We start from the raw sequence: 12,177 nt of genomic DNA, 5'->3' as shown, positions 1-12,177 counted from the left end.
CCACCCTCCCTTCATCTTCTGAACAGAGGAACCACCCTGTCATGGACACCTTCGAGCTCACCCGACTGCTGCCCGCCGACCACTTCAGCACCACGTTGCGCCAGGACGTGCAGCACGGCCTGACCTCGGAACCCAAGTGGCTGCCGCCGAAGTGGTTCTACGACGCGCGGGGCAGCGAGCTGTTCGAGGAGATCACCCGGCTGCCCGAGTACTACCCGACCCGCGCCGAGCGGGCCATCCTCACCGCCCGGGCCGGCGAGATCGCCGCCGCCACCCGGGCCCACACCCTGGTCGAGCTGGGCTCCGGCTCCTCCGAGAAGACCCGGCTCCTCCTGGACGCGCTGCGCGCACTCGACACCCTGGAGACGTACGTCCCGGTGGACGTCAGCGAGAGCGCGCTGACCACCGCCGGCTCCGCGCTCGCCGGCGAGTACCCCGGCCTGGCCGTGCACGGCGTGCTGGCCGACTTCACCGCTCGGCTCGGACTGCCCCCCGAGGGCGGCCCGCGCCTGGTCGCCTTCCTCGGCGGCACCCTCGGCAACCTGCTGCCCGAGGAGCGCGCCGCCTTCCTGCGCGGCCTGCGTGCCGCCCTCGACCCCGGCGACTTCCTGCTACTCGGCACCGACCTGGTCAAGGACCCGGCGGTGCTGGTCGCCGCCTACGACGACTCCGCCGGGGTGACCGCCGAGTTCAACCGGAACGTGCTCAACGTGCTCAACCGCGAGCTGGGCGCCGACTTCGACCCGGACGCCTTCGAGCACGTCGCGCGCTGGGACGCCGAACAGGAGTGGATCGAGATGCGGCTGCGCTCGCTGCGCTCGCAGACCGTGAAGATCCCGGCCCTGGACCTGCCGGTGCACTTCGCCCGCGGCGAGGAGCTGCGCACCGAGGTGTCGGCCAAGTTCCGCCGCGAGCGAGTGGCCGGAGAGCTGGCGGCGGCGGGACTGCGACTGAGCCACTGGTGGACGGATCCGGAGGGCCGGTTCGGGCTCTCGCTCTCCGCCCCGGCGTGAGCGGCACCGCCCCGAACTCAGGCGGCCAGGCCCGAGGCGGAGCCCGGCCCGCGGCGGAGCCCGGCCCGCGGCGGTGGCCCGGTGGCCCGGTGGCCCGGTGGCTCAATTTGCTTGTTCACCTTACGAATTCTCGAAGCGAAAATTGAGCCCCCGGCCTACAAGAGTTAAATGAATAAGGGTTACGATCTCGGCGACCGAGCTCAGCGTTGAGTACCAGGAGTCAGATCGTGAGCGTCACCCAGAAGCCCTCCGGGGCGGTCGAGGACCCCGCGCCCGGCCGCCTCGGCTTCGTCGTCTTCATCACCGCCGCCGCGGCCCTCGGCGGGTTCCTGTTCGGCTACGACAGCTCCGTGATCAACGGCGCCGTCTCCGGCATCCAGGCGAAGTTCGGCGTCGGCGACGGCGTGACCGGCCTGATCGTCTCCTCGGCCCTGCTGGGCTCGGCGATCGGCGCGGCACTGGCCGGCCGGTTCGCCGACCGGTACGGCCGCATCAAGGTCATGAAGGCGGGCGCGCTGCTGTTCGCGGTCAGCGCCGTCGGCTCGATGCTGCCCTTCTCCGCCTGGGACCTCGCCCTGTGGCGCGTCCTCGGCGGCGCGGCCATCGGCATCGCCTCGGTGATCGCCCCGACCTACATCGCCGAGGTCGCGCCGACCAAGTACCGCGGCCGACTGGCCTCTTTCCAGCAGGCCGCGATCGTGCTCGGCATCGCGATATCCCAGCTGATCAACTGGATGCTGGCGCAGGCCGCCGGCGGCGACACCCGCGGCCAACTGCTCGGCCTGGAGGCCTGGCAGTGGATGCTCGGCATCTGCGTCGTCCCCGCCGCGGTCTACTTCGTGCTCTCCTCGGTCATCCCCGAGTCCCCGCGCTACCTGATCCAGGCCGACCGCCTGGCCGACGCCCGCAAGGTGCTCGCCCAGGTCGAGGGCGAGGGTGTGGACACCGACACCCGGATCGCCGAGATCCGGACGCTGATCGACTCCGACCACCGCCCGCGCTTCCGCGACCTGCTCGGCGGCCGCTTCGGCCTGCTGCCGATCGTCTGGGTCGGCATCGGCCTGTCGGTGTTCCAGCAGCTGGTCGGCATCAACGTGATCTTCTACTACTCGTCGATCCTGTGGCAGTCGGTCGGCATCGACCAGAGCAACTCGCTGATGATCAGCTTCATCGGCTCGGTCATCAACATCCTCGGCACCGTGATCGCGATCGTGCTGGTCGACCGGATCGGCCGCAAGCCGCTCGCCCTGATCGGCTCGGTCGGCATGGCGGTCGCACTCGGCACGGCCGGCTGGGCGTTCTCCTCGGCCACCGGCAGCGGCGACAACCTCACCCTGCCCGACCTCCAGGGCACCGTCGCCCTGATCGCCGCCAACGCCTTCGTGCTGTTCTTCGCGATGTCCTGGGGCGTGGTCGTCTGGGTGATGCTCGGCGAGATGTTCCCGAACCGGATCCGCGCCGCCGCGCTCTCCGTCGCCGCCTCCGCGCAGTGGATCGCCAACTGGGCGATCACCGTCTCGTTCCCGTCCATGTCGCGGTGGAACCTGTCGGCGACCTACCTGATCTACGCCGCCTTCGCGGCGCTGTCCGTCCCCTTCGTGGCGAAGTACCTGAAGGAGACCAAGGGCGTCCGACTGGAGGACATGGGCTGACAGCCGGAACATCGGCTGATCCGACAGTCTGACCTTCGGCCCCCGCACCCTAGCGCGCTCCGCGCGGGTGCGGGGGCCGAATCGTTCACTCTCTGCGGTGGACCGGACACCTCCGGTACTCCTGTGCGACAGGAGGGATGTGTCCTTGATCTTCAACCGGCTTCGCACCCGCAGAACCGCGGCCGCCACCATGACCGGCGGCTGCCCGTACGCCCACGACCACGCGCACCAGCAGCCGCAGGCCCACGTCGGCAGGCCAGACCCGGCGGCGTACCAGGCCCAGGCCTTCCGGGACCAGGCGTACCAGGGCCAGGCGTTCCAGGACCCCCTGACCGCGTCCGCGACCGCGGCCGTGCCCGCGCCGCCGCCGTTCACCGACCCGGACCAGGCCGCCGACTTCATCCGGCAGTTCCACCACGAACAGCCCGCCTCCGGGGACCCGCAGCCGCGGCTGCGCGCCGTTCTCGACGAGATCGACCGCACCGGCAGCTACCGGCACACCTCCGCCGAACTCGCCTACGGTGCCAAGCTCGCCTGGCGCAACGCCGCCCGGTGCATCGGCCGGCTCTACTGGCGCAGCCTGGTCGTCCGGGACCTGCGCCACCTCACCTCGGCCGACGACATCGCCGCCGAGTGCTTCGAGCACCTGCGGCTGGCGGGCAACGGCGGCCGGATCCGCCCGGTGGTCTCGGTGTTCGCCCCCGACCGCCCGGGCCGCCCGGCCGCCCGCATCCTCAACCAGCAGCTGGTCCGCTACGCCGGCCACCGGGTCGGCGAGGCCGTCGTCGGCGACCCGGCCGGCATCGCGCTCACCGCCCGCGCCCGCGACCTGGGCTGGAAGTGCGCCGAGGACCGCTTCGAGGTGCTGCCACTGCTGGTCCAGGAGCGGCCGGGCGAGCGGCCCGTACGGTACGAACTGCCGGACGGCACCACGCTGGAGGTGCCGCTGAGCCACCCCGAGTACGGCTGGTTCGCCGACCTCGGGCTGCGCTGGTACGCGGTGCCCGCGATCAGCGACATGACGCTGGAGATCGGCGGCGTCCGCTACCCGGCCGCGCCGTTCAACGGCTGGTACATGGGCACCGAGATCGGCGCCCGCAACCTCGCCGACGCCGACCGCTACGACATGCTCGGCACCGTCGCCGAACGGCTGGGCCTGGACACCTCCAGCGACCGCACGCTCTGGCGCGACCGCGCGCTGATCGAGCTCAACATCGCCGTGCTGCACTCCTTCCAGGAGGCCGGGGTGACGATCGCCGACCACCACACCGAGTCGGAACGTTTCCTCAAGCACGTCGCCCAGGAGAAGCGGCTCGGCCGGACGACCCCGGCGGACTGGAGCTGGATCGTGCCCCCGGTCTCGGGCGGGCTGACGCCGGTCTACCACCGGTACTACGACCCGGTGGACCCGGCGCTGCGGCCGGCCTTCGTCCCGCGCGAGCCCTGGTAGCGATGCCGGCGCCGCGAGGTCAGGGCCGTGCCGGGAGCCGCTCGAAGCGCAGGGCGAGCCCGTCCAGCAGGGCCTCCAAGCCGGTCTCGAAGGCGCCCTCGTCGACCGCCCCCCGGTGTCCGGCCAGCCGGTGCGCCTCGCCGAGGTGCGGGTAGTCGGCCGCGTCGTAGACCTCGGCGTCCGCCGGGAAGCCGGCCGCGAACGAGGCCAGTGCGGAGCCGGTGACGAAGTAGCGCATCAGCGCGCCGATCCTGGTCGCCTGGCCGCGTGGCCACCCGGTCTCGACCAGGTGACCGAAGACCGCGTCGGCCAGGCGCAGCGCGTTCGGCCGCCGCCCCGGGCCCTGGGCGAGGACCGGGACGATGTTGGGGTGGGCGGCCAGCGCGGCGCGGTAGGAACGGGCCCAGTCGCGCAGTGCCTGCGGCCAGGGAGTCCCGACGGTTCCGGTGGTCCCGACACTCCCGAACATCGACAGGTCGACTTCGCCGATGACGCTGTCCACCACCGCGTCCAGCAGCTCGTCCTTGGTGGCGAAGTGGTTGTAGAGCGAGGGCCCGCTGACCGACAGCTCGGTGGCGAGGCGGCGGGTGGAGAGGGCGTCCAGCCCCTCGTCGTCGATCAGCCGCAGGGCAGCGGCGACGATGCGCTCGCGGCTGAGCAGCGGGGTGCGTGGACGGGCCATCTCGGCGGCTGCCTCCGGTTCCTCCGGTCGGGTGTGCTGGGGACCGATTCTGGCAGGTGCCTCTTCCCAGCGCGGGCCGGGCGGGGCTACAGTCCCCCCAGAAAACTTGCAGCGCTAGTTTAATCGGTCCGGACCTCGCCCGGACCCTGGACACGGGATTCGGGAGCCGCCGTGAACCTGGAGTTGTCCGAGCAGCAGAGCGCCGTCCGGGACCTCGCCGCCTCCTTCACCGACCGCGAGATCGTGCCGTACGCCACCGAGTGGGATCGCGCCGAGTCCGTCGACCGCGCGATCATCGGCAAACTGGCGAAGGTCGGCTTCCTCGGCCTGACCATCCCCGAGGAGTACGGCGGCAGCGGCGGCGACCACCTCGCGTACTGTCTGGTCCTGGAGGAGCTCGGGCGCGGTGACTCGGCCGTGCGCGGGATCGTCTCGGTCTCGCTCGGCCTGGTCGGCAAGTCGATCAACGGCTTCGGCACCGAGGAGCAGAAGCGGCACTGGCTGCCCCGGCTCACCTCGGGCGAGGCGCTCGCCTGCTTCGCGCTCACCGAGCCCGGCACCGGCTCGGACGCCGCCAACCTCACCACCCGCGCGGTGCGGGACGGCTCGGACTGGCTGATCAGCGGCGCCAAGACGTTCATCACCAACGGCACCTGGGCCGACGTCGCCCTGGTCTTCGCCCGCACCGGCGGCAGCGAGCCCGAGCAGCGGGGGCACCGGGGCATCACCGCCTTCCTGGTCCCCACCGATCTGCCCGGCTTCACCCGCACCGAGATCCACGGCAAGCTGGGCCTGCGCGGCCAGGCCACCGCCGGACTCTCCTTCGAGAACGTCCGGGTGCCGGACAGCGCCCGGCTCGGCGAGGTCGGCAAGGGCTTCACGGTCGCGATGGCCGCGCTGGCCAAGGGCCGGATGTCGGTCGCGGCCGGCTGCGTCGGCATCGCCCGCGCCTGCCTGGAGGCCGCCGTCCGCTACGCGGGCGAGCGCGAACAGTTCGGCCGGACGATCGCCTCGCACCAGCTCGTCCAGGAGCTGCTGGCCGGCATCGCCGTGGACGTCGAGGCGGCCCGGCTGCTCACCTGGAAGGTCGCCGACCACATCGAGCGCGGCCTCCCGTTCGCCACCGAGTCCTCCGTCGCCAAGCTCTACGCGAGCGAGGCCGCCGTCCGGGCCGCCAACAACGCGCTCCAGGTGTTCGGCGGGTACGGATTCATCGACGAGTACCCGGTCGGCAAGTACCTGCGCGACGCGCGGGTGATGACCCTCTACGAGGGCACCAGCCAGATCCACCAACTGCTCATCGGACGCGCCCTCACCGGCGTCAACGCCTTCTGACCCACCCTCTTCGCTAAGGAGCCCGACGACGTGCGTCCTGTCTACTTCGCCGCCGCCCGCCGCACACCCATCGGCCGGCTGCGCGGAGCGCTCGCCACGGTCCGCCCGGACGACCTCTCCGCCACCGTGCTGCGCGCCCTGCTCGCCGACGTACCCGCCCTCGACCCGGCCCGGATCGACGACGTCTACTGGGGCGCCGCCAACCAGGCCGGCGAGGACAACCGCAACGCCGCCCGGATGGCCGTCCTGCTGGCCGGCCTGCCGGAGACCGTCCCCGGAGCCACCGTCAACCGGCTCTGCGCCTCCGGCCTGGAAGCCGTCACCCTCGCCGCCCGGGCCATCGGTTCCGGCGAGGCCGACGTGGTGCTGGCCGGCGGCTGCGAGTCGATGACCCGCGCCCCCTTCGTCCTGCCCCGCCCCGACGAGGCGCTGCCGCACCGGATGGAGACCTACGACACCCGGCTCGGCTGGCGGCTCACCAACCCCCGGATGGCCGACCTGCACGGCGTGCTCAGCATGGGCGAGACCGCCGAGGAGGTGGCCGGCCGGTACGGCATCACCCGTGAGCGCCAGGACGCCTTCGCACTGCGCAGCCACCAGCGGGCCGCCGCCGCCCGCAAGGACGGGCACTTCGACGCCGAGCTGATCCCGGTCGAACGGCCGGACGGGGTGACGGTGAGCCAGGACGAGAGCATCCGCGAGGACACCAGCCTGGCGAAGCTCGCCGGGCTCAAGCCGGTCTTCCGGCCCGGAGGTACCGTCACGGCCGGGAACGCCTCGCCGATGAACGACGGCGCGGCCGGACTGGTCCTGGTCAGCGAGGAGGCCCTGCGCGACCTCGGGCTGCAGCCTCTCGGCCGGTACGTGGCCGGCGCCTCGGCCGGGGTGCACCCGGACGTCATGGGCATCGGCCCGGTGCCGGCGACGGCGAAGGTGCTCGGGCGGGCCGGCTGGTCGCTCGCGGACCTGGAGACCGCCGAGCTCAACGAGGCCTTCGCCGCCCAGGCACTGGCCTCCGCCGACGGCATCGGCTTCGACCCCGAGCAGGCCGACGCGCTGGTCAACCCCAGCGGCGGGGCGATCGCCCTCGGCCACCCCCTGGGCGGCTCCGGCGCCCGCATCCTCACCACCCTGCTGCACCGGATGCGCCGTACCGGCGCCCGGCGCGGCCTGGCCACCATGTGCGTGGGCGTGGGGCAGGGTACGGCCGTGCTGGTCGAGAACGTCTGACAGCGGACAGACAGCAGATGGCAGCCGACACACTCTTCCAAGGAGTTCACATGACGCGTTTCGCGGGCAAGGTCGCCGTGGTGACCGGCGCGGCACAGGGCATCGGGGCGGCCACCGCCCGTTTGCTGGCCGAGGAGGGCGCGGCGGTCGCCGTGGTCGACCTCAGCGCCGAGCGGGCGGCCGGGACGGTCGCCGAGATCACCGCCAAGGGCGGCACCGCCCGGGCGTACGGCTGCGACGTGGCCGACTACGACGCCGTCGAGGCGGTGTTCGCGCAGATCGCCGCCGACCTCGGCGGGGTGCACATCCTGGTGAACAACGCCGGGATCACCCGGGACAACCTGTTCTTCAAGATGCCCAAGTCCGACTGGGACACGGTGCTGACGGTCAACCTGACCAGCGCGTACAACTGCAGCCACGTCGCACAGAAGTACATGGTGGCGCAGAAGTACGGGAAGATCGTCTCGCTCAGCTCGCGCTCCGCCCTCGGCAACCGGGGCCAGGCGAACTACGCGGCCGCCAAGGCCGGCATCCAGGGCCTCACCGCGACCCTGGCCATCGAGCTCGGGCCGTTCAACATCAACGTCAACGCCGTCGCCCCGGGCTACATCGCCACCCCGATGACCGCGGCCACCGCCGAGCGGGTCGGCAGCACGGCCGAGGACCACCAGACCGAGGTCGCCGCCCGTACGCCGCTGCGCCGGGTCGGGCAGCCGGAGGAGATCGCGTCGGTGGTCGCCTTCCTGGCGAGCGAGGACGCCTCGTACGTCAGCGGGCAGACCCTGTACGTCAACGGCGGGGCGCGGTAGTCCGGGGGTTGAACCGGGCGGGGTCAATGGATACGCTTGATATTCATTGAATATGACTGACGTGTCATCAGATGGCCGTTCCAGGTGCATGGTTACCTTCACCTGGGACGGCCTTTACCTTTTCTCGTGGCCGAGCATGACCATGGTAGTGATCACATGACCCCACCAAATGACTATGGCATGATCATGTGGCACTCGATGGGATGGCCCAACCGACCCGACCGGACCCGGTCGGGCCCTGCGTCCCAAGGAGTTCCATGGGCAGCCCCGCTCCCCTCCGCCGCGCCATGGCGCTGCTCGCCGTCGGAGCCACCGCTCTGACCGCCGGCACCGTCGCCGTCCCGGCCGCCGGCGCCGCGACCGCCGCCCCCTCGCACAACCTGACGGGCGTCCACGTCCGCCCCGCCTCCTTCGGGCACCACAACGCCCAGGCGCGCCCCGCCCCGCTGACCACCACCCAGTGCGTCAGCCAGATCGGCATCCACTGCTACTCGCCGCTGCAGTACCGCGCCGCCTACAACCTGAGCCCGCTGTACGACCAGGGGATCACCGGCAAGGGCCGCACGATCGTCATCGTCGACTCCTTCGGCTCGCCGACCATCCAGCACGACCTGGAGGTCTTCGACAAGCAGTGGGGCATCCCGGACACCAACGTCGAGGTGGTCAAGTGGGGTAACGTCCCCGTCTTCGACCCCACCAACCCCGACCACACCGGCTGGGCCGGCGAGACCACCCTGGACGTCGAGTACGCCCACGCGGTCGCCCCCGACGCGCACATCGTCCTGGTCGAGACCGGCGTCGCCGAGACCGAGGGCACCACCGGCCTGCCCGAGATGATGGACGCCGAGAAGAGCCTGATCAAGTCGGGCCGCGGCGACGTCATCTCGCAGAGCTTCGGCGCCACCGAGAACACCTTCCCGGGGTACGACAAGGGCGACTTCAAGTCGCTGACCGACCTGCGCTACGCGTTCCAGGCCGCCGCCAACCACAACGTCACGGTGCTCGCCGCCTCCGGCGACAACGGCGCCACCGACGCGAAGGAGAACGGCACCGACCTGTACCCGTACAAGGTCAACTCCTGGCCGTCCTCGGACCCGCTGGTCACCTCCATCGGCGGCACCCAGCTCACCCTCGACGACTCCGGCAAGCGCACCGCGGCCGACAAGGTGTGGCACGACAACTACGGCGCCGGCGGCGGCGGCGTCTCCGGCATCTTCGAGCGCCCGTGGTACCAGGCCGGCGTCGCCAACGTCACCGGCAACCACCGCGGCACGCCCGACATCAGCATGAGCGCGGCGGTCGACGGCGGGGCCTGGACCTACGAGTCCTACGACCCGACCGCGGTCGGCTGGCACCTCACCGGCGGCACCAGCGAGGCCACCCCGATCTTCTCGGGTGTCGTCGCGCTCGCCGACCAGCTCGCCGGCCACCGCCTGGGCCAGCTCAACTGGCGCCTGTACGGCCTGAACCTGCTCCCGAGCCAGTGGAGCGGCATCGTGGACGTGAAGGACGGCGACAACGGCTGGGGCGGAGTCACCGGCAACAACGCCACCGCGGGCTACGACCTCGCCAGCGGCCTGGGCACCATCGACGCCGCCAAGTTCGTGCACGCGATCGCCGGTCGGTGATCGGGTAGCGGCTCGGTCGGCCGGTAGCGGCTGAACGGCTGAACGGCCGGACCGCCGCACAGCTGACAAACGACAGCGGACAGCTGACAGATTTCGAAATCTGTCAGCTGTCCGCTGTTTTCTGTTTGCTGTTCTCTGTCAGCTGGCCGCTGTCAGCTGTCTTCGGTTACCCGTCAGCCGGTGGCGGCCAGCTGGGCGAGGTAGCGCTCGGCGGCGCGGAGCTTGCGGCCCTCGGGACCCGGGAGATAGGCGCGCAGCTCGATGATCTCCGGGGCGATGCGGATGGCCTCCGCGCGGTCGGTGATCGAGCGCCAGCAGGCCTCGGCGTTGGTGGCCGCCTGCTGGGTCTCCGGGTGCTCCGGACCCTGCGAGCGGAGCAGCGTCAGGGCCACCTCGCGGTAGATGTCCGCGGCCTCGGCCGGGCGGCCCGCGAGTCGGCACACGTGCGCCCGTACCTGGCGCACCTGGAGGACCGGCTCGGAGACGGCGCCGTGCTCGGCGATCGCCTCCAGTTCGAGGGCGAAGGCCAGGTCGGTCGCGGCGGCATGGTCCCCTGCGTCGGCACTGCGGACGATCCGTCCGATGACCTCGCGGTAGTCCGCGCGGGGCCGGCCGGCCGCCGGTGCATCAGCGGGGGCTTCGGCCGGGGCATCGACCGGGGCATCGACCGGGGCATCGGCGGGAGCCTCCCCCGGAGCGGGCGGAGCGTCGGTCGGCACCTCGTCCTGCGGCACGGCGTCGGCGGGGACCTCGTCGGCCGCGACCTCGCCGGTCGGCGCGGCCTCGGCCGGGACGGCGTCCCGGGGTTCCTGCACGGCCTCGGCCGTCTCCTCGGCCTCCTCTGCCGTCTCCTCGGCGCCCTCCGGCGTCTCCGCGACGTCGGCAACCTCGGCCGTCTCCGAGGCCAGGGCCTCCGCGGCCGCCACCGCGTCCTCCACCTGCGGGAGTTCGGCCTCGACCACGGCGTCGGGTGCCTCCGGCCGGCCCTTGAGGAGCGTGACGCCGGCCTTGGGCGCAATCTCCTCGGGCACGGTGTCCTCGGGCGCAATCTCCTCGGGCACGGTGTCCTCGGGCACGGTGTCCTCGGGCACGGTGTCGGCCGGGGTCGCCTTGCGCAGGGTCACGCCCGGTGCCACCACGGACTCGCCCGCCTTCAGCAGGCTGACCGGGCGGGCCGGCCGGGGCGGGGTGGGCGGCACGCCCGGCTTGACGAGGCTCACCGGGCCGCCGACGCCCACCGGAGCGGCGGGAGGGGCCGGTACCGGCCACGCGGCGACGTCGTCCTGCGGCTGCGCCGGACGCGGCAGCAGCGGTGCCGCGGGCGGCGGGAACGCGGGCACCGCGTCCGTGAGCGGCACCACGTCCGTCACCGGCGGCAGGTCGGCCACCGGGCCGTCGCCGCGCCGGGCGGTGTTGCGGAAGAACGGACGGTCCGGGGCGTGCGTGGCCAGGATGACCACGTCCGGCCGCAGCACCGAGTACACCTGTTGCCGCAGCTGCTCGGGCGCGATCACCTCGCCCGCGCCGGGCCGGCCGCCGTGCAGTGCCTCGATCAGGGCGCGGGTGAAGGTGCCGATCTGCTCCGGGTCCGGGCTGACGACGGCCCACAGCGGGATGCCCTCGCTGAGCGGCGAGACGGTGCCCTGGAGGTACGGCCAGGCGTTCTGGTCGGCGCTCAGGTCGGCGATGACCAGGGTCTGCCACTCGGCCGGGCGGTGGCTCAGCTCGGCGGCGATGGCCTGCCAGGGCAGGCCGTCCTGCCTGGCGTCGCGCAGGGTCAGCTGCAGCTGGCCGCCGCGCTTGTCGGCGACCACGTGGCCGCCCACGTGCACCAGTAGCGGCCCGGGGTGCCGGGAGGCGGCCCGCAGGTGGGCGAGGACGGTGTGCGGGTCGCTGGCGCCCGGGAGGTGGACGGCGTCCACCGCGTCGGCGGCGAGCAGGACCTGCGGCGAGACGGCGGCGAGCATCGCCGAGAGCACCGGTGCCTGGGTCGGGCCGCCCCGGCCCCAGGTGCGGCGGCCGGAGTTGCCGTACCCGCCCTCGATCACCAGGATCCGTCCGCGCGGCGCGGCACCGAGACCACCGAGCCCGCCGGCGGCCACACCCGGCATGCCACCCGGCATTCCGCCGGCGCCCGCGACCGGGAACGGCGGCGGCGTCGCCGAGGACGCCGCACCTGCGGCGGGCAGGCCGGTGAGCGTCCATCCGGTCGGCGCAACGGGTGGCGCGACAGGCGGACCGGCAAGCGGACCGGCAGGCGGACCCGCCGGAGGGGCGAGCGGCGGCGTGGGCACCTGCAGGGGCTGCTGCGCAGCCGGAGCGGGCGCGGAAGCGGGCTCCGGGACGGGAGCAGGAGCCGGCGCCGCAGTGGGCACCGG

At 72.6% G+C, this 12,177-nt stretch carries 9 protein-coding genes; 7 read left to right on the top strand and 2 right to left on the bottom strand.

Annotated elements, in window-relative coordinates:
• Positions 1-41 precede the first annotated feature (41 nt).
• The 3 genes from egtD (at position 42) to ACZ52R_RS17390 (ending at position 4,115) form a co-directional block, all read left to right on the top strand.
• The gene (gene egtD, locus ACZ52R_RS17400) at positions 42-1,013 is read left to right on the top strand and encodes an L-histidine N(alpha)-methyltransferase (RefSeq protein WP_465619843.1); all 972 of its coding nucleotides are present in this window, start codon (positions 42-44) and stop codon (positions 1,011-1,013) included.
• A 224-nt stretch (positions 1,014-1,237) separates the two neighbouring features.
• The gene (locus tag ACZ52R_RS17395; RefSeq protein WP_465620012.1) at positions 1,238-2,665 is read left to right on the top strand and encodes a sugar porter family MFS transporter; all 1,428 of its coding nucleotides are present in this window, start codon (positions 1,238-1,240) and stop codon (positions 2,663-2,665) included.
• 139 nt (positions 2,666-2,804) lie between these two features.
• Positions 2,805-4,115, top strand: coding sequence for a nitric oxide synthase oxygenase (locus tag ACZ52R_RS17390; RefSeq protein ID WP_465619841.1), 1,311 nt, complete (start codon positions 2,805-2,807; stop codon positions 4,113-4,115).
• Positions 4,116-4,134: 19 nt separating this feature from the next.
• Here the strand turns inward: ACZ52R_RS17390 and ACZ52R_RS17385 are convergent, their stop codons facing one another.
• Entirely contained in the window at positions 4,135-4,797 is a 663-nt protein-coding gene (locus ACZ52R_RS17385) for a TetR/AcrR family transcriptional regulator (RefSeq protein ID WP_360489895.1), read from the bottom strand.
• A gap of 171 nt (positions 4,798-4,968) precedes the next feature.
• Between ACZ52R_RS17385 and ACZ52R_RS17380 the strand changes: the two genes are divergently transcribed.
• The 4 genes from ACZ52R_RS17380 (at position 4,969) to ACZ52R_RS17365 (ending at position 9,799) form a co-directional block, all read left to right on the top strand.
• Entirely contained in the window at positions 4,969-6,132 is a 1,164-nt protein-coding gene (locus ACZ52R_RS17380; RefSeq protein ID WP_465619839.1) for an acyl-CoA dehydrogenase family protein, read from the top strand.
• Between the two features lie 30 nt (positions 6,133-6,162).
• Entirely contained in the window at positions 6,163-7,362 is a 1,200-nt protein-coding gene (locus ACZ52R_RS17375; protein ID WP_465619837.1) for a thiolase family protein, read from the top strand.
• Between the two features lie 50 nt (positions 7,363-7,412).
• Positions 7,413-8,171, top strand: coding sequence for a beta-ketoacyl-ACP reductase (locus ACZ52R_RS17370; protein WP_360489901.1), 759 nt, complete (start codon positions 7,413-7,415; stop codon positions 8,169-8,171).
• Between the two features lie 257 nt (positions 8,172-8,428).
• The gene (locus tag ACZ52R_RS17365; RefSeq protein ID WP_465753688.1) at positions 8,429-9,799 is read left to right on the top strand and encodes a S53 family peptidase; all 1,371 of its coding nucleotides are present in this window, start codon (positions 8,429-8,431) and stop codon (positions 9,797-9,799) included.
• A gap of 173 nt (positions 9,800-9,972) precedes the next feature.
• On the opposite strand, the gene ACZ52R_RS17360 is transcribed toward ACZ52R_RS17365, so the two are convergent.
• Complete coding sequence (locus ACZ52R_RS17360; protein WP_465619834.1) at positions 9,973-11,910, bottom strand: hypothetical protein; 1,938 nt, start codon at positions 11,908-11,910, stop codon at positions 9,973-9,975.
• Positions 11,911-12,177 lie beyond the last annotated feature (267 nt).

This window comes from Kitasatospora sp. NPDC034023, from assembly GCF_055575795.1.
Note: the sequence above shows the minus strand (reverse complement) of the source record. Positions and strands in the feature narration are given on the sequence as shown.

Excerpts from the sequence above, each read along its gene's own strand:
- egtD (WP_465619843.1), top strand. The coding sequence starts at position 42 with ATGGACACCTTCGAGCTCACCCGACTGCTGCCCGCCGACCACTTCAGC.
- ACZ52R_RS17385 (WP_360489895.1), bottom strand. The coding sequence starts at position 4,797 with ATGGCCCGTCCACGCACCCCGCTGCTCAGCCGCGAGCGCATCGTCGCC.
- ACZ52R_RS17370 (WP_360489901.1), top strand. The coding sequence starts at position 7,413 with ATGACGCGTTTCGCGGGCAAGGTCGCCGTGGTGACCGGCGCGGCACAG.
- ACZ52R_RS17365 (WP_465753688.1), top strand. The coding sequence starts at position 8,429 with ATGGGCAGCCCCGCTCCCCTCCGCCGCGCCATGGCGCTGCTCGCCGTC.
- ACZ52R_RS17360 (WP_465619834.1), bottom strand. The coding sequence starts at position 11,910 with ATGCCGGGTGTGGCCGCCGGCGGGCTCGGTGGTCTCGGTGCCGCGCCG.